Source organism: Bradyrhizobium sp. OK095, assembly GCF_900109945.1.
Classification (GTDB): domain Bacteria; phylum Pseudomonadota; class Alphaproteobacteria; order Rhizobiales; family Xanthobacteraceae; genus Bradyrhizobium.
Map to the genome: position 1 here is coordinate 750,450 of NZ_FOBX01000001.1, position 15,554 is coordinate 766,003.

At 60.7% G+C, this 15,554-nt stretch carries 21 protein-coding genes; all 21 read left to right on the forward strand.

What is annotated here, in order from left to right:
• Nucleotides 1-159 precede the first annotated feature (159 nt).
• The 21 genes from BMW89_RS03560 to BMW89_RS03655 all read left to right on the forward strand — a co-directional run bounded on the left by BMW89_RS03560 (nucleotide 160) and on the right by BMW89_RS03655 (nucleotide 14,958).
• Nucleotides 160-807, forward strand: a complete 648-nt coding sequence (locus BMW89_RS03560) for an Ivy family c-type lysozyme inhibitor (protein WP_143062700.1) — start codon at nucleotides 160-162, stop codon at nucleotides 805-807.
• 340 nt (nucleotides 808-1,147) lie between these two features.
• Entirely contained in the window at nucleotides 1,148-1,486 is a 339-nt protein-coding gene (locus BMW89_RS03565) for a lytic transglycosylase domain-containing protein (protein WP_092022724.1), read from the forward strand.
• Nucleotides 1,487-1,633: 147 nt separating this feature from the next.
• Nucleotides 1,634-3,295 (forward strand): portal protein, encoded by a 1,662-nt coding sequence (locus tag BMW89_RS03570; RefSeq protein WP_244547501.1) that lies wholly within the window; start codon nucleotides 1,634-1,636, stop codon nucleotides 3,293-3,295.
• Entirely contained in the window at nucleotides 3,288-4,283 is a 996-nt protein-coding gene (locus BMW89_RS03575; protein ID WP_092022726.1) for an HNH endonuclease signature motif containing protein, read from the forward strand. The genes BMW89_RS03570 and BMW89_RS03575 overlap by 8 nt, the downstream gene beginning before the upstream one ends.
• Before the next feature lie 14 nt (nucleotides 4,284-4,297).
• Entirely contained in the window at nucleotides 4,298-4,753 is a 456-nt protein-coding gene (locus tag BMW89_RS03580; protein WP_177195798.1) for an SMI1/KNR4 family protein, read from the forward strand.
• 286 nt (nucleotides 4,754-5,039) lie between these two features.
• Complete coding sequence (locus tag BMW89_RS37750) at nucleotides 5,040-5,195, forward strand: hypothetical protein (RefSeq protein WP_177195799.1); 156 nt, start codon at nucleotides 5,040-5,042, stop codon at nucleotides 5,193-5,195.
• The gene (locus BMW89_RS03585; protein WP_092022730.1) at nucleotides 5,188-5,646 is read left to right on the forward strand and encodes a hypothetical protein; all 459 of its coding nucleotides are present in this window, start codon (nucleotides 5,188-5,190) and stop codon (nucleotides 5,644-5,646) included. Before BMW89_RS37750 ends, BMW89_RS03585 begins: the two co-directional genes overlap by 8 nt.
• A 450-nt stretch (nucleotides 5,647-6,096) precedes the next feature.
• On the forward strand, nucleotides 6,097-6,324 hold the full coding sequence (locus tag BMW89_RS38675) for an HNH endonuclease (protein ID WP_502686379.1): 228 nt from the start codon (nucleotides 6,097-6,099) through the stop codon (nucleotides 6,322-6,324).
• 14 nt (nucleotides 6,325-6,338) lie between these two features.
• Nucleotides 6,339-6,794: an SMI1/KNR4 family protein gene (locus tag BMW89_RS03595; protein ID WP_092022734.1), complete on the forward strand. Its 456-nt coding sequence runs from the start codon at nucleotides 6,339-6,341 to the stop codon at nucleotides 6,792-6,794.
• 302 nt (nucleotides 6,795-7,096) lie between these two features.
• Nucleotides 7,097-7,396, forward strand: a complete 300-nt coding sequence (locus BMW89_RS03600) for a hypothetical protein (protein ID WP_092022736.1) — start codon at nucleotides 7,097-7,099, stop codon at nucleotides 7,394-7,396.
• 239 nt (nucleotides 7,397-7,635) lie between these two features.
• Nucleotides 7,636-8,598 (forward strand): DUF5309 domain-containing protein, encoded by a 963-nt coding sequence (locus tag BMW89_RS03605; protein ID WP_092022738.1) that lies wholly within the window; start codon nucleotides 7,636-7,638, stop codon nucleotides 8,596-8,598.
• Nucleotides 8,599-8,678: 80 nt separating this feature from the next.
• Nucleotides 8,679-9,041: a hypothetical protein gene (locus BMW89_RS03610; RefSeq protein WP_092022740.1), complete on the forward strand. Its 363-nt coding sequence runs from the start codon at nucleotides 8,679-8,681 to the stop codon at nucleotides 9,039-9,041.
• Between the two features lies 1 nt (nucleotide 9,042).
• Nucleotides 9,043-9,354 carry a hypothetical protein gene (locus tag BMW89_RS03615; RefSeq protein ID WP_092022742.1) on the forward strand — a complete coding sequence of 104 codons (312 nt, stop codon included), beginning with the start codon at nucleotides 9,043-9,045 and terminating at the stop codon, nucleotides 9,352-9,354.
• Entirely contained in the window at nucleotides 9,354-9,686 is a 333-nt protein-coding gene (locus BMW89_RS03620) for a hypothetical protein (protein ID WP_092022744.1), read from the forward strand. The genes BMW89_RS03615 and BMW89_RS03620 overlap by 1 nt, the downstream gene beginning before the upstream one ends.
• On the forward strand, nucleotides 9,683-10,336 hold the full coding sequence (locus BMW89_RS03625; RefSeq protein WP_092022747.1) for a phage adaptor protein: 654 nt from the start codon (nucleotides 9,683-9,685) through the stop codon (nucleotides 10,334-10,336). The genes BMW89_RS03620 and BMW89_RS03625 overlap by 4 nt, the downstream gene beginning before the upstream one ends.
• A 10-nt stretch (nucleotides 10,337-10,346) precedes the next feature.
• On the forward strand, nucleotides 10,347-10,778 hold the full coding sequence (locus BMW89_RS03630) for a hypothetical protein (RefSeq protein ID WP_092022749.1): 432 nt from the start codon (nucleotides 10,347-10,349) through the stop codon (nucleotides 10,776-10,778).
• 154 nt (nucleotides 10,779-10,932) lie between these two features.
• On the forward strand, nucleotides 10,933-12,117 hold the full coding sequence (locus BMW89_RS03635) for a hypothetical protein (protein WP_143062701.1): 1,185 nt from the start codon (nucleotides 10,933-10,935) through the stop codon (nucleotides 12,115-12,117).
• Nucleotides 12,117-12,563 carry a hypothetical protein gene (locus BMW89_RS03640; RefSeq protein ID WP_143062702.1) on the forward strand — a complete coding sequence of 149 codons (447 nt, stop codon included), beginning with the start codon at nucleotides 12,117-12,119 and terminating at the stop codon, nucleotides 12,561-12,563. The genes BMW89_RS03635 and BMW89_RS03640 overlap by 1 nt, the downstream gene beginning before the upstream one ends.
• 3 nt (nucleotides 12,564-12,566) lie before the next feature.
• Nucleotides 12,567-13,175 (forward strand): hypothetical protein, encoded by a 609-nt coding sequence (locus BMW89_RS03645; protein ID WP_092022756.1) that lies wholly within the window; start codon nucleotides 12,567-12,569, stop codon nucleotides 13,173-13,175.
• Nucleotides 13,175-14,647 (forward strand): hypothetical protein, encoded by a 1,473-nt coding sequence (locus BMW89_RS03650; RefSeq protein WP_092022758.1) that lies wholly within the window; start codon nucleotides 13,175-13,177, stop codon nucleotides 14,645-14,647. The genes BMW89_RS03645 and BMW89_RS03650 overlap by 1 nt, the downstream gene beginning before the upstream one ends.
• Nucleotides 14,644-14,958, forward strand: a complete 315-nt coding sequence (locus BMW89_RS03655; RefSeq protein ID WP_092022760.1) for a hypothetical protein — start codon at nucleotides 14,644-14,646, stop codon at nucleotides 14,956-14,958. Before BMW89_RS03650 ends, BMW89_RS03655 begins: the two co-directional genes overlap by 4 nt.
• Nucleotides 14,959-15,554 lie beyond the last annotated feature (596 nt).

Consider the following 15,554-nt stretch of genomic DNA (forward strand, 5'->3'; position numbering starts at 1 on the left):
TTGTGTTGACGGCGGCCGATGCGCCTCATCTGGCTAGCATGCCGGCAGCAGTCCGAAGTGCTGCTTACTGGACGAGGATTCGCGAGGCGCGTCCGCTGGCATGGCAGGCGCCACCTGTGGTGGTGAGGTGTCCCCGGTAGGGCGCTCGAAGGAGTAATCATGCGGCGGCAGTTTCGTTGGATTGTGATGGCGGCGGCCCTGGTGACGATCTGCGTCGCGTGCTCGCCTGCGATGGCGATCGGTTATCTATCCGGGGTCCTGGAAAAGGCGGCCTATGTGCGGGCTTTGACGAGTCTGCTCGATAACGCACCGGCCTGGACCCGGGAAATCCTCAAGAGGAACGGCGCCTATGTGAGCAGCTGGCGAGTAACTGAGGACATCGACGGGACCACGTACGAGCTGTTCAACATGTGCGTGCAAGTAGCAAAATGTATCGACACTTCAATCGTCCTCATGTTTGCGCCAAACGGCACGCAGGCGTGGGCCGGGCTGAGCGAAAAAGGGGTTAAGTCCTACCTCGGAGGTCCAAGCGAGGCGCAGCAGGTGGTGCTGAAACGACAGCTCTATGTTCCCGAGCCTCCGCCGGCGACTGGGCCCTATCTGTTCGATGTGATGAAGAGAAATCCGGCCTATGCGCGAGCATTGAATGGATTGCTCGATCATGCCGACAAGCTGCCGACTTGGGCTCAGGGAATGGGCAAAGGCAACGGCTGGGCCGTCCATTCACCCGTCACGAAGGCCACGATCGACGGGACAACCTACGAGCTGTTCGCCACCTGCGAGTCTCAGAATTGTAACCTCAGCTAACTGACCGTCATGTTTGCTCCCAACGCCACGCAGGCGTGGGGAGCTCTGTTTGAGGAAGGGACCATTTCCTACCTCGGCGCGCCGAGCGCTGCCCAGCAGCGGGCTCTGCGCGAGACGCTGGGCGACTACATCGGCAAATAACGTGACGAAGCCGCAGCGTGCGGCAACTCCTGCAATGGTGTGGCGGCTCCTGGTTCGATCGCTGATCGACCGTTGCTGACGAGATCGAGTCGCCGGGTGACGCTCGGCTGCGCTCCCACACCGCCGGCGCGCGGAAACGTCAATCTCTGGAATTGAACAGCGGTCCCAGCGGGCCGCTGTTCTCATTTGTGGAGGCCAAATGGATACTCTTGACAACATCATTTCAGCCGAGAGCGGCGGCAATCCGAACAAGGCGAACGAGCCGAACAAGACGTCGAGCGCACTCGGGGTCGGGCAGTTCATCAACGGGACCTGGCTCGGCATGATCAAGCGCTACCGGCACGAGCTGGCAGAAGGTAGATCGGATGCGGAGATTCTCGAACTTCGCAAAGATCCCGATCTTTCGAGAGAGATGACTGCGAGGTACGCGGCAGAGAACGAAGCGAGGCTTCGTCAGGCCGGCGTTCCCGTCACGCCGACCTCTGCCGGCGGATTGCTAGGCTTGATCCAGGACTACATGCGCTTCAACGGCTACTAAAGCGCGATGAGATTGGGATGAATCGTCATCGCGCTTTAGGTTGTTATTTGCGCATGATCTTTTCGGAAAACCGCTTCGCACTTTTCCGGATCATGCTCTAGACCGCCGCTGCCAGTCGGTACTGGCAAACCTGAGAGTTCAATCCATATGCCCATTCCCTTGCTAGCCCCGGCGCCGCTCGCGCCGATGGGCTCTCTCGTCACGCATGACGTTACCATCGTCACCACGCGCAAGCTTGCGCAGGCGCGGGTGATGGGGGTGCCGCCCGAAGAATTCGGCATCGAGCGCGGTGCGCGCAGCATCCGCGATTGCAATTATTGTTTTCATGAGGTCGTCACCAAGACCGAGGCGCAGCTGATCGCGGAAGGTTTTGATGCCGGCCAAATCAGAGCGCTGCGGCCGCATACCGGCACGACCGAGATCGAGACCCTGGCGCGCGACACAGTCGAGGAGCATCTGTCCGCGACCGCGGGCGGCGGCAGCGCCAATTCGGCGGCGCGGCTGGTGCGTATCACCGAGCACTATGTGCGGATGGATTTCGAAGGCTCGGGCCGCCCTTGCCTCTACCAGGTGATCACCGGCGGCGACCAGGCCGAGATCCTGCGCAAGGATGGCAAGGACTGCATCACCCCGTTCGACGAGATGCCGTTTGCGGCCACCACGCCGGTGCCGGTGACGCACCGCTTCTTCGGCCGTTCGATCGCGGATCTGGTGATGCCGTTGCAACGCGAGAAGACTGCGCTGAAGCGCGGCGCGCTCGACAATCTCTATCTGCACAACAATCCGCGCGTCGAGGTCGCCGAGCAGAACGCCGGGCCGAACACGCTGGACGATCTGCTGGTGTCGCGGCCGGGCGGCGTGGTCCGCACCAAGACGGCGGGCGGGCTGAACTGGCAGGTGGTGCCCGACATCACCACGTCGATCTACCCGATGCTGCAATATATTGACGCCGAGCTCGAGATCCGGACCGGCCTCGGCAAGCAGACGCAGGGCATCGACGCCAACGCGTTGCAGAACCAGTCGGCGACCGCGGTTGCGCAGGTGTTTTCGGCCTCGCAGATGCGGATCAAGCTGATCGCGCGGATCATGGCCGAAGGCGTCCGCGATATCTTCGCGCTGCTGCACGGCACGATCCGCAAGCATGGCCAGCGCGAGGAGACGGTGCGCTTGCGCAACGCCTGGGTCGACGTCAATCCACGCAATTGGAAGACCCGCGACGACATGACCATCAATGTCGGCCTTGGCGCCGGCGGCAAGGCGCAGCAGTTCGCCCAGACCATGGCGATCGCCAACGTCCAGAAGGAGCTGCTTGCCGGCGGCAAGATCAACCTGGTCGGCGACCGTCAGCTCTACAACACCGCGGCCGAGCTCACGCGGATCATGGGGCACAGAAACCCCGACCAGTTCTTCAACGATCCCATGGCTGTCAATCCGCAAACCGGTCAGTTGCTGAATCCGCCGCCGGCGCCGCCACAGCCGCCTCCCGATCCGAAACTGCTGGCCCTTCAGGCGCGGGCGCAGGTCGACGCCGCGCTCACCGCGCATCAGGCGCAGCTCCAGCAACAAAAGGCGCAGAACGACGCGATCCATCTCCAGGTCAAGACGCAAGGGGAGATCGAGCTCGCCAAGATCAAGGCCGCCCTCGACGCCAAGATGGCGGTGCTGGAGACGCATCTGAAGGCGGCGATCGATGTAGGGAAGGCGCAGCGTTCATATCCGCCGGGCGCACGCAAGGCGAGGGACGGTCACCATTATCTGCCGGACGCCAACCGTCCCGGCAAATATCTGCTGGTCGTTCATCATGGATGACTATTCCCTGGTGCCGGTCGAGCATCAGCCGGACTTCGAGAATGCCTCGCTCGTTCCAGTCGACCACGATCCGTTCAGTGATAGCGGCACGGTTCAGCAGGCGCCGTTTCAACAGCCGCAGGCCCAGACTCAACAGACCCAGCCACAACAGTCCGCAACGGGAGTTGGCCGACTCTATGTTGGCCCAGCGGCGAAGATCGCGCAGGCGTCAGAGGAGGGCGAGTCCTGGGATCCAGACAGCGAAACTAACGCCACCTCCATACCAGATCAATCGGTCGCCTCGACACCTGCGAAAGACAAGCCCGCTCCTGATTTGTCGCACTTTATACCGCTCGGCGAGCTGAAGCCGGCGACCTTCACGCCTACGCAGCAGATTGGGAATCACGCTCTCGACGCGCTGTTAGATCTCGGCGTGCCGCTGCACAATGCCCAAGAGCTGACGAAGCGTATCGGCAACTTGTTGAGCTTGACCCCGCTTGGCGTTGCCGGGTCGTTCCTCAATCTCATCGATGCGAAACGCCGCGATGATCTTCCCGGAGGCGTTGAGGCTGCGATCGGACTGATACCTGGCGCAAAGGGCGTCGGGCGCGTCGCCGCCGGAGAAGTACGCGCGCTAACAAGCAAGGTTCGGCTCAATCCGGCGTCCTGGGCGGCCAAAAAAGGATACGCCGGTGTCGGAACGACCGCGAACGGCGGGCCGACTTTTGCAGGAACCGAGCATCTCTATCCTGCCGCAGAAGGGCAGCGAAACATCGTTAAAATAAAACTTACCGGCAGCCGAAGAGGTGACTTTCGCCTTGCGAACCAGGAAGGTAAGTTCGCTGAAACACCGGTTGGGTATAGCTGGCACCATGTCGACGACTTCGAACCGATCAGTGGAGAGGCCTCCCTCGAGCTAGTTAAACAGGAAGCGCATGAATCGGCTTACCCTCATACTGGTTCAGTTGCGCAGTACGCGAAACACCACGGTGTCCGGTATCGGCCCTGACAAGGAGAAAGGCATTGGTTGTTTTTGAACGGACCGCTCCCCCGCTTTCCGAGTTGGACATTAAGCGCGTCGAGCACTTGTTGGGCATACGTTTGCCGCAAGATCTCAAGGAGCACTATCTCCGGCATAACGGCGGAACACCTCGTCCTCAATTCTTCGTCAAAGAAGGAGAGGCATATGACGTCGATAGATTTTTACACATGAAGACACGCGGTATCGAAACAAGTTTCGAGGAAGTCTATGTCAGAATGGTGGATCAGACGCCCGAGTTTCCGCGAGGATACATACCGTTCGCGAAGGATTCAGCAGGTGATTTTTTTATGTATAGCGTGATCTCCAAATCCTTCGGCAATATAATGTTCAATTCACGCGCAGATTACGGAGACGCCGACCGATTTACTTTCTTCCTCGCGCCCACGTTGAGAGAGTTTATCGATTCTCTAACCGAACTACCCGACGGGATGGAATGACAAGAGAGCCGAGCTGATCCATGGAGCTGCTGGATGCCGGCCGACTGCGCCGGTTTGGATAGCTTGATCGATACCAAAATCGTGATTGCGTGGCTGGATGCATCTAAATGAAGGCGTGCGGACCGGCTGCTTGCTCATACAACTTGCCGCCCCGCCTGACAGGCCGCGGCTCTCCGCCGCGGCCCAATTCAGGCAACAGTAAGCACATAACGACGCGATCCATCTCCAGGTCAAGACGCAAGGAGAGATCGAGCTCGCCAAGATCAAGGCCGCCCTCGACGCCAAGATGGCGGTGCTGGAGACGCATCTGAAGGCGGCGATCGAAGCTGGAAAAGTGCAGCGTTCGTATCCGCCGGGCGCGCGCAAGGCCCGAGACGGCCACCACTACATGCCGGACTCCAACCGTCCCGGCAAATATCTGCTGGTCGTCCACCATGGCTGATTATTCCCTGGTGCCGGTCGAGCATCAGCCGGACTTCGAGAATGCCTCACTTGTTCCGGTCGACCACGATCCGTTCAGTGCCGATGGCGTAACGCAGCAGGCGCAAAGCCCGAAAGCGCAGGCGCAACAGGCGCAGACTCAGCCGGCGCAGTCTCAGCAAGCGCAGACTAAACAGCCTGCGATGGGAGCAAGCCGATCCAGCGCACCAATACCTGGCGTGGCAACAACAGACTCCACCGCATCTGCTCTTACGGCAGGGGCCGGTGACTTCTTCAGGTCCATCCCTCGCGGGGTCGTTTCTGGCTTCAATAGCGCGGCCAGCGCATTGGGACGCGCCACGCAGGCCGAGATGGGGCAAGACGTCGACGCGCCGACTCCACAACAGGGAATGCAGATTCTTGAGAAGGAAGTCACCGGACCGATGCACAGGCCGGAAGGCCGAGCGGGCTAATTCGGTGCATCAGTCGGGGAATTTCTCGGCAATCCCGCTTCCTATATGGCGCCTGGAAGCGTGCCTCTCAAAGTCGGAGCGGCTGTGCTGGGAGGCCTGGGAAGCGAAGCCGGAGGCCAACTTGGCGAGGGGACTCCTTGGGAAAGGCCTCTCCGATTCGCCGGCGGTGCACTCGGCGTGCTCGGTCCGTTCAGTGCAGCCAGGTTAGGGACGGGGGCAGGTGCGGCAGAGACTCTAACGCCCGCGGTTATGGACGGCGTTGGACGCGTCGCTGCAAAAGATGCAGACGTAGGGCTTCGGACGCCAAAAGATACCGCGCTCCGCACGCCGGCGTCCCGGGCGGCCGAAAAAGGATATGTCGGTATCGGAACGACCGCGAACGGCGGGCCGACTTTTGCAGGAACCGAGCACCTCTATCCTGCCGCACAGGGGCAGCGAAGCATTGTGAATATGCCACTTACCGGAAGCTATAGAAAAGACTTCGCTCTTGCGAACGAGGAAGGGAAATTCGCTCAAACACCGGATGGATACATGTGGCACCACGTCGACGACTTCAATCCGCAGACTGGAAGGGGCACTTTCGAGCTGGTAGATGAAAAGGCGCACAATGCTACGCGACCTCATGCGGGCTCGGTTGCGCAGTACGTAAGGCAGCACGGAGTACCGTACAAGCGTTGATAAGGAAACAGGCAATGGTAGTTTTCGAACGGACCAAGTCGCCACTTTCCGAGCTGGATATCAAGCGTGTGGAAAACCGCCTTGGTATTCGCTTGCCGCACGATCTCAGGGAACACTATCTTCGGCACAATGGCGGAATACCCCATCCTCAGTTCTTCCCCAAGGATGGAGACGCATATGAAGTCCGAAAATTCTTGCCTATGAACATAGAAGGCCGCATCGGAATGACCTTCGAAGACGCCTATGTCTCGATGGTGGATCAGACGCCCGAGGATCCCGAGGGATATATACCGTTCGCGAACGATCCTTCAGGCGATATGTTTCTTTACAGTGTGAGGCCAGAGTCTTTCGGCAACATCATGTTTATTTCACATGAAGACTATAAGGACCCTGATCGATACATTGTGTTTCTCGCTCCAACACTAGAGCAGTTTATCAATTCTCTCACTGAGCTACCTGAAGGGCTGTAGTGGCAGTGAAGATACGCGGATTTACGGATCCACTGGCAAGATCGAAAATTGTTGCTGGATGCATCTAGGTTGAAAGGCACAGGGAGTCGACGCTTGCTGAAGCAACCTTGTGCACATCGCAGCCGCCGCCTGATCTGAAGCTATTGGCCGTGTAGGCGCGGGCGCAGGTCGAGGCCGCGACCGCCGCGCATCCGGCAGAGGAGCCGCACCGAATGGATGTCACCGAGCCCGCGCTCGATCTCGCCGCATCCGCAGCCCATCATAAATGAAGACACCACAGCCTGATAACGGAGAGGGTACGCATGTCTGACGAGAGCATTCTGGAGCGGGCTGCGGCGAGGGCGGTCCGCGCCGAGGCATTGCTCGATGACGAGCTCCTGAGCGAGGCGTTCGACACCCTCGAGAAGAGCTACATCGCAGCCTGGCGCGCCACCACGGTTGACGATGCACTAGGCCGCGAAAAACTATTCCTCGCCGTCAATATCGTCGGCAAGGTGCGCGATCATCTCGCAGGCGTCGTTGCCAACGGCAAGCTGGCGCGGGCGGAGCTGAAGGTGCTTGCGGAGACGGCCGAGCGACGGAAGCGGTTCGGGATTATTTAGATCCGCGCTTTTCCAACCATAGAGATTGGGCCAACGATCGTAACTACGCTGACCCTGCGCGATACGCACAGGCGCCCGGCAGAGACGTCTCGCGAATCCGCGAACCGGAAGCCGACATTTCCGCGCCATCGCATGTACGAGACCTGAAACCCAAAGTCAGCCAGGCCGCAGTTTCCAGAAAAGAGCGCAGCTCCATCGCTGCGCTATCGGAACAGCACGGCCATCACAAGGAAACATCGATGTCTCTACCGACTTCCACCTTTGTCACCTATTCCGCGGTAGGCAACCGCGAAGACCTCAGCGATATGATCTATCGCATCGATCCCGTCGACACGCCGTTCATGAGCGGCGTCGACAAGGAGAAGGCGAGTGCCGTCAACCATGAATGGCAGACGCAGGCTCTCGCTGCTGCCGACAACAGCAACGCCCAGCTCGAAGGCGACGATCCCAATACCAACGCGACCACGCCGACCGTGCGTCTCGGCAATCTCTGCCAGATCTCCTACAAGGTCGCGCGGGTCTCCGGTACGCAGCAGGCGGTGGATCACGCCGGCCGCGACAATGAGCTGGCGTACCAGGAGATGCTGAAAGGTCTCGAACTCAAGCGCGACCTTGAAACCATCCTGTGCGGGACCAGCCAGGCCAAGTTGGCCGGCAACAGCACGACGCCGCGCAAGACCGCTTCCGTCCTTTCCTGGGTGTTCTCGAACACCTCGAAGGGAACGGCTGGCGGTGCGGCCGACCCGGCGGCGGCCGACGGCACCGGCACGCGAACGGACGGCACCCAGCTTGCCTTCACTGAGGTGCGCCTGAAGACCGTGCTGTCCGCGATCTGGGGCAATGGCGGCAAGCCCGGCACCATCATGACCGGCGCCTTCAACAAGCAGGTGTTCTCGACCTTCACCGGCCGGTCCACCGCGATCGAAGAATCGAAGTCGAAGAAGATCGTCGCATCCGTCGACGCGTATGAATCCGATTTCGGCAAGCTGAAGGTGGTCGCCAACCGCTTCCAGCGCCCGCGCGACGTGCTGGTGCTCGAGCTCGAAAAATGGGCGGTGGCCTATCTCAATGGCCGCAACATGATCTCGATCCCGCTCGCCAAGACCGGCGATTCCGATCGCCGGCAGATCCTGGCCGAATACGCGCTGGTCGCCCGCAACGAGAAGGCCTCCGGCGGCGTGTTTGATAACACCACCTCCTGAGCGATCAGGATCATCCGTTTTACCCTTGTCCACACCTTGGGGCAGCCTTCGGGCTGCCCCTTCTTATTGGAGAGCCCAAGATGCCGCTTCCCGGCAATCGTACCCTCAATACCGCCGATCTCACGGCTTATACGCCATCCTGCGGCGCGAGCCCCGTCGCTGCCTATGTCCGCGTTCCCTTTCGTTGCCGCCTGCTAAAGGTCGCCGGCATTCTCGGCGGCGCGATCACGACAGCTGACGGCACCATCACCGTTTCGGCCAATGCGACGACACTCGCGACCTTCACTGCGACGCAGGCGGGATCCGCCGCGGGCCAGTTGTTCTCGGCCGTGCCGCCGTCTCCGACCTATCTCAACGAGGACGACGTGATCGTGCTGACGCCCGCCGGCGCCTCCGGCGCGACGATCCCCATGCATTTTTCGATCTCCGTGAGGGCCGCCTGACATGCCATTCCTCTCCAAGCAAAACTCCTCGCGCGTCGGCCCGACCCAAACGATTGCCTATGACAGCAGCGTCGGTGCGACCAACGCCTTCGGCTCGGAAACCTATCAGCTCCGTCTGGTCGCCAATTCCGGCTGCTCTTATCGGATCGGCGATGGCGCACAGACCGCGACCCTCTCCGATCCCTATTTGCCAGCCAATGTCGTCGAGTACATCACGGTCAGTCCCGGCCAACGCATCGCTGCGCTGAAGGCCGCGACCAACGGTCTTGTCACCGCGACCGCCGGCACCCTGTGGGTGACGGAGATGTCGTGATGGACGGTGTCTTGATCAGGCCGCATCTCGACAGCAATGGCCGCGAGCTGGCAATCGAGCATGTCCAGGACGTGGCGCCGATCCTGGAGTGGAACAGGCAGGCGCGCCAGGACGAGCAGCACGGGGACTGGGGGCGGCACGTCGCCCGCATCCCCAACGTGATCTACGTCCAATGGCTCAACGAGGAGCATGCGAGGGGCAACACCTCGCTGCGACTGTTCACGCCCGAGTTCGACGCGATTGTGCAGCGGAAGCTCGATGATCCCGCATGGGCCCATTTGCGAACCGACAAGCCGAAATTGCAGGCCGGCTGGTCGGAGGAGCTCAAATGACAGAGATAACCGATTACACCTCGCTGCAAACCGCGGTGACCGAATATCTCGCGCGCGACCAGGACGCGACGCTGATCGCGCGAATCCCGACCTTCGTCCAGCTCGCGGAAGCCAAGTTCAACCGCCAGCTTTTCGTGCGGCAGATGGAACAGCGCGCGACGGCGCTCGTCGACCTCAATTCGGAGGAGCCGGAGTTCATTTCTCTGCCGTCGGATTTCCAGTCCATGCGCAGGGTTCGGCTGTCGAGCGTAACGGGGAAGCCGTGCCTCGAATTCAAGTCGGGGACGCAGATGGATGAATATCGCTTCGCGACGTCCGACGTCGCCGCACGGCCACGCTACTTCACCGTGTTCGGCAACGAGCTCGAGCTCGCGCCGACCCCCGATGCGGCCTACACGATCGAAATGGTCTATCGACAAAACGTTCCGGCGCTCGCGTCGAACGGCAGCAATTGGCTGCTGACCATGGCGCCTGATGTCTATCTCTACGGCGCCCTGCTGGAGTCTGCGCCGTACATCAAGGAAGACGCGCGCATCCAGACCTGGGGTCTCGGGTTCACGTCCGCGCTCGCGGATCTGAACAATCTCGGGCTGACGTCGACCTTCAATGCAGGGCCGATGACGGTGCGCGTTTCGGGACAGGTCATCTAGGAGGGAAACAATGGCAAGCTTCAACAAGTTCTATTGCTTCGTGCAGGACGTCGCGAACGCGCTGCACGACATGAAGACCGGCACGGCGCAAGTCTACAAGGTCTATCTGACGAACGCCGCGCCGGTCGTCACCAACACCGTCTATAACACGCCGGCGGATCTCGGGGCCGGCAACGGTTATACTGCCGGCGGCAACAGCGTCGGCACCATCAGTGGCGCGCAAACGACCGGCACGTTCAAGTTCGTCGGCGGAACCGATCCGGCCTGGACGGCTTCGGGCGGCTCGATCGGGCCGTTTCAATACGCGGTGCTCTACAATTCGACGTCATCGACAAAGCCGCTGATCGGCTGGTGGGATTACGGCACAGCGATCACGCTGACAAACGGCAATACCTTCACCATCGATCTCGACCAGACCAACGGCATTTTGACGATCACCTGATATGGCAGCTTTTCTCAACAATTGCCGGTTCATTCCCACAGCCGGCGGCACAACGGATTGGATCTATGCGTCGACGGTTGGCGGCTGCCAGTCGCCGGCGCTCGCTGGAGCGGTCGACGGTCGCAAGTACAAATTTCTCGCGATCGGCAGCGACTTGATCCAGTGGGAGATCGCGGAGGGCACTTACACGGCTGCGAGCGGAACGTTTGCGCGTACCATCGTGCTCTACAATTCGTCGGGCTCTGGCGCCGCTTCGGGCCAGAGCGGCGTCGGCACCAAGATCAATTTCACGGTGGCGCCGAATGTCGCTATTGTCGGCGTGAAGGAGGACTTGATCTCGGTCGAGGAGCCGAACGCATTCACTTTGGCACAGATGGCGCAGGCGCGCGCCAACCTCGGCCTGACGAAGAAGAATTACCTGGTCAACGGCGGGATGCAGATCAGCCAGGAGAACGGCACAGGATCAGGCAGCTCAAACCTCTATTACCCGGTCGATCAGTGGTACATTCAGCACACGCTCTCCGGTGGCGCTTACAGCTGTGCGCAAGTCGCTTCGTCGACGCCTGGCGGTTCGACCCACCGCATCCGTGTGACGGTTACCGCGGCGCAGGCGACGGTGGGAAGCAGCGTTTGCTTTCTCCAACAGAAGATCGAGGGCTTGCGCGTTGCCGACCTGAAATTTGGAACGGCGAATGCGAGGACCGTCACCTTGCAGGTCGGATTAAAAGCGCCAGTTGCGGGCACTTTTACTTGTTTGCTGCAGAACAACGCTACAGATACGACGCTATCGGGATCGTTCACGGTCGCCGCGGGCGAGGTCAATACTGACGTCGTCAAGTCGGTGACGTTTGCCGGCGCAACGTCGGGAAGCTGGGCGCAAGACAACACCAATGGGATGTACGTCTACGTCTATCTGATGCAGAGCGGTGGCGCGAGCATCTTTGCGACCAACGGAAATGTATTCGAGCTGTTCGACACGGGACTCTACGAAGGCGCAACGGCGCCGCCGTTCCAGTGTCCGGACTATGCGAGCGAACTGCTTGTCTGCCAGCGCTATTACCAACTCGTACCGTGGGGTATCGAGGCCTATGCGCCTGGCGGCAACACGCGTCATCAGTCGACAATCGGCTTTGCTCCGAAGAGAACATCTTCTTGGTCGGTGCAGCGCAAGGTGGCGCCGAGCGTAGCCACAAATATCCGCGCGAGCGATCCGACAACATTCGTTCTGCTTGGCGCGTTCAGTGCAGGGGTCGCGCACGCTAGCATCTCGTCGGAAAGCGCCGCTGCCGGCTTGATGCAAGTCTACACGATAATCGATGCGATCAACGCGAGGCTATGATGTTGGAATATAATCTTCGTCCCAACGGCTGGGCGTTGCGCGCCGCTGACCAGGCAGGTTTCTCATTGAACGCGGGTCCCGAGAACGCCGATTGGCTTCGATATCAGGATTGGCTCGCATTGGGGAACACCCCCGACGCGATCCAACCGACACCTGCGCCGGTGCCGCCGGAAATTTCGGACCGGCAATTCTTCCAGCAACTCGCCGTGCAGGGGCTAATCTCGCAAGATGAAGCCCTGGCTGCGGTGAAGACAGGTGATATCCCGGTTGCGCTGCGGCTCGTCATCGAGCGCTTGCCTCCCGGACGACAATTCGAGGCTACCATGTTCATTTCGGGGGCGACGACGGTTCAGCGGAGCCACCCGTTGACAGTCGCAATCGGCGGGGCCTGTGGCTGGACGATCGATCAGATCGATGGGTTGTTTCGGGCTGCTGCGGAGCTCTAACTCATGTCTCTTCTCGGCTTCGACGCCCTTGGCCGATGGGCGCTGGCCCAGCTCCCGGGCAACGGCAATTTTGCGCTTCTGACGATACGGGGAGCGGTCGCTCTCGCAGGACAGGCGGCTGCATTCGGGAGATCCGGGCCGGGAGCAGCTGCCAGCTTCCTGGCCGCCGGAAGTTTGACGGGCTTCAGGTTGGCGGAACAGGCGGGGCAGGTGCCATTCCTCCTGGCCGGCAATGCAGCCGCATTCGGATCCTCTCAGCCAAGTTTCGGTGGTTCGTTCCTGCTGACTGGCGCGGCGACGAACTTGACCGTTCGGGTGGTCGCGTCGGCTGGAGCGGTTTCGTTGTCAGGGACGTCTCTCCCATTTTTCGTGTCGCTTGCCTCCGGACGCGGCGCATTTGCCTGGGCCGGAGGCGATTCGACCTACGACCGGGACCACGAGGCCTGGGTCCGACGACCGTTCGATACGATGTCGTGGCAGACAGAGGCGGCGTTGCCGCCGCTCAGCTGGAGCGGTGTTGCTCCTGCTGCGAGCGTCTGGACCGCTGACGTGCAACCGGCGAATGCGTGGACGCCGGCTTTGATTGAACCCGAACCATGGACGACCGAATAATGCCGCTTCTTTCTTATGGCGAATACCGCCCCGATGTCAGCGACTACGAAGGCCAGGCTACGCGCAATATCCTCAACGTGATTCCGCGCGGCGACGGCTACGGACCGTTTCCATCCTATTCGGCCTACACATCGGCACTGTCGGCGCCATGCCGGGGGGCGTTCTACGCGCTGAAGTCGGACGGCACGGTCGTGACCTTTGCCGGCACGAGCACCAGGCTCTATCGGCTCAACAACATCGATTTCACCTGGATCGACGTATCCAAGGGTGCCGCGTCCTATTCGGCACTTTCCGCCACCGCACAATGGCAGTTCGCCCAGACCGGGAATTTTGTCTTCGCGACGCAGGCCAATGCTGTGTTGCAGGTGTTCGATCTCTCGTCGCCGACGGCTTTCGCCGACGCGTTGGGGGCACCGCCGCCGGCCGCTTATATCAGTGTGGTCGGACGCTTCCTGGTGCTATCAGGACTGCTGTCGACGCCATACCGGATCCAGTGGTCCGGATTAAACAATTTCAACGCGGCCGATAGCTGGACGAGTGGGGTCAAGTCGTCCGACTTCCAGGACTTTCCGGACGGCGGTATCGTTCGCGGCGTCGCCGGAGGCGAGTCCGGCATCGTCTTTCAGGACCAGGCGATCCGGCGCATGTCCTATGTGCCGGGCTCGCCGATCATCTTCCAGATCGATCGCATCACTCAGGACAAGGGCCTCTACGCCCCGTACTCGATCATCCGTGCCGGCGAGCGCATCTTCTTCTACGCCGGCCAGGGCTTTCACAAGATCGAGCCCGGTGGCGTGCCACAGCAGATCGGGCGCGAGAAGGTCGATCGCAGCTTCCTTGCCGATCTCGACAAGGGCAACCTCCAGCTCTTCATGGGCGCGGCCGACCCGCGCTCCACGCGCGTGTACTGGGCCTATAAGTCGGTGTCCGGCACGGTTGGTACCTACGATAAGCTGCTCGGCTACGATTTCCTGCTTGACCGTTTCTTCCCCGTCGCGGTGACAGGTGAGTATCTGCTCGGCATATCGCAGACCGGACTGACGCTGGAGAATCTAGACAGCATTTCATCGTCGCTGGATGCGCTGACGCTGAGCCTCGATGCGTACGCGACGGCAGTTCAGCCCGAGATCGCGCAATTCTCGAACGCTCATGTGCTCGGTTTCTTTCGCGGCCCCAATCTCGAGGCAATACTGGAAAGCCCGGAGCAGGGCACGGATGAGAACCGCATTACCATCCGCGGCTTCCGCCCGGTGACCGATGCTGCGACACTGTTCGGCTCGGTGTCCTGGCGCGATACGCCGGCTGCGGCGGCAACGCCGGGTGCGGAGGTCTTGGTCAATATCCGGACCGGCCGCTGCGACGTCCGGCGCGACACCCGCTATTCGCGCTTCAAGGTTCGCATCCCCGCCGCGACGTCGTGGTCCTTTTGCGCCGGAATCGTTCCCGATCTCACACCCAACGGCACGTTATGACGGCTTACGTTCCCGGCATCACCGAGACCGATCTGAAGAAGATCGTGCTCGCGATCCAGCAGCTCGCGGCGGGGCGGTCGAATGCCGTTGGAAGCGTGACGCTGTCGATCGGAGCAGCGAGCACAACGGTGACGACGACGAATTGTGCGGTGGGATCGGTGCCGATCCTGGTGCCGGCGTCAGCGACTGCGGCGGCAGAGGTGGGCAACGGGACGATGTATGTGAGCGCCGTCGCGAACGGCGCGTTCACGATCACGCATGCGAACGCCGCGACGGCGGGGCGTCTGTTTTTGTATGCGGTGGTGGGATGAGCCTACCAACTCAGTAAGGGAGACTTTGCGAAATGCCTGACATGAGTTCCCCGAGTGACTATGGGGCATCTATGCGTGATCCAGGAGAGACCCTGGGATTCCTCGAACGCTTGATCCAACGGCAACCACAGAATTCATCAGGCTCCGATGGTATTCCAAGGCAGGGGACGGCAACATCGAGCTTTGCATCAGCTCGGCCAGCAAAAATTCAATCCAGTTTCGATCCGGATTTCAGGCAACTGATGCGGACTCCTTCAACGCGGGAGCAGAGTATCGCTGGCTCATCATCGATCCCCGGCCGATCAGAGGCTCGCGTAGCAGACGCAGCGAACGACAACTACGCGAGAGATGCGCAGTGCACAACCGCATCTTACGATTGTCTAAGTCATAGTTGGGATGCAGATTATGCCGCCGCGTGCAGAAAAGCCTACCTATTGTGTTTGAAGGCCGGTGGGTATGCGCAGCAGTCAGGAACTACCGTTCTGTTCAACTTTCCCGACCGTGGGCGAGTGATTTTGTACGGCGACGGAACCTCCCGGTATATTCCGTCGACAAACCCACCCCAAAAATAGAGGTCGGACGAGGCGTCAGACCGA

What these genes read in the sequence shown, in the direction of transcription:
- BMW89_RS03560 (WP_143062700.1), top strand. Translation starts at nt 160, where the DNA reads ATGCGGCGGCAGTTTCGTTGGATTGTGATGGCGGCGGCCCTGGTGACG.
- BMW89_RS03565 (WP_092022724.1), top strand. Translation starts at nt 1,148, where the DNA reads ATGGATACTCTTGACAACATCATTTCAGCCGAGAGCGGCGGCAATCCG.
- BMW89_RS03570 (WP_244547501.1), top strand. Translation starts at nt 1,634, where the DNA reads ATGCCCATTCCCTTGCTAGCCCCGGCGCCGCTCGCGCCGATGGGCTCT.
- BMW89_RS03575 (WP_092022726.1), top strand. Translation starts at nt 3,288, where the DNA reads ATGGATGACTATTCCCTGGTGCCGGTCGAGCATCAGCCGGACTTCGAG.
- BMW89_RS37750 (WP_177195799.1), top strand. Translation starts at nt 5,040, where the DNA reads ATGGCGGTGCTGGAGACGCATCTGAAGGCGGCGATCGAAGCTGGAAAA.
- BMW89_RS03585 (WP_092022730.1), top strand. Translation starts at nt 5,188, where the DNA reads ATGGCTGATTATTCCCTGGTGCCGGTCGAGCATCAGCCGGACTTCGAG.
- BMW89_RS38675 (WP_502686379.1), top strand. Translation starts at nt 6,097, where the DNA reads ATGCCACTTACCGGAAGCTATAGAAAAGACTTCGCTCTTGCGAACGAG.
- BMW89_RS03595 (WP_092022734.1), top strand. Translation starts at nt 6,339, where the DNA reads ATGGTAGTTTTCGAACGGACCAAGTCGCCACTTTCCGAGCTGGATATC.
- BMW89_RS03600 (WP_092022736.1), top strand. Translation starts at nt 7,097, where the DNA reads ATGTCTGACGAGAGCATTCTGGAGCGGGCTGCGGCGAGGGCGGTCCGC.
- BMW89_RS03605 (WP_092022738.1), top strand. Translation starts at nt 7,636, where the DNA reads ATGTCTCTACCGACTTCCACCTTTGTCACCTATTCCGCGGTAGGCAAC.
- BMW89_RS03610 (WP_092022740.1), top strand. Translation starts at nt 8,679, where the DNA reads ATGCCGCTTCCCGGCAATCGTACCCTCAATACCGCCGATCTCACGGCT.
- BMW89_RS03615 (WP_092022742.1), top strand. Translation starts at nt 9,043, where the DNA reads ATGCCATTCCTCTCCAAGCAAAACTCCTCGCGCGTCGGCCCGACCCAA.
- BMW89_RS03620 (WP_092022744.1), top strand. Translation starts at nt 9,354, where the DNA reads ATGGACGGTGTCTTGATCAGGCCGCATCTCGACAGCAATGGCCGCGAG.
- BMW89_RS03625 (WP_092022747.1), top strand. Translation starts at nt 9,683, where the DNA reads ATGACAGAGATAACCGATTACACCTCGCTGCAAACCGCGGTGACCGAA.
- BMW89_RS03630 (WP_092022749.1), top strand. Translation starts at nt 10,347, where the DNA reads ATGGCAAGCTTCAACAAGTTCTATTGCTTCGTGCAGGACGTCGCGAAC.
- BMW89_RS03640 (WP_143062702.1), top strand. Translation starts at nt 12,117, where the DNA reads ATGTTGGAATATAATCTTCGTCCCAACGGCTGGGCGTTGCGCGCCGCT.
- BMW89_RS03645 (WP_092022756.1), top strand. Translation starts at nt 12,567, where the DNA reads ATGTCTCTTCTCGGCTTCGACGCCCTTGGCCGATGGGCGCTGGCCCAG.
- BMW89_RS03650 (WP_092022758.1), top strand. Translation starts at nt 13,175, where the DNA reads ATGCCGCTTCTTTCTTATGGCGAATACCGCCCCGATGTCAGCGACTAC.
- BMW89_RS03655 (WP_092022760.1), top strand. Translation starts at nt 14,644, where the DNA reads ATGACGGCTTACGTTCCCGGCATCACCGAGACCGATCTGAAGAAGATC.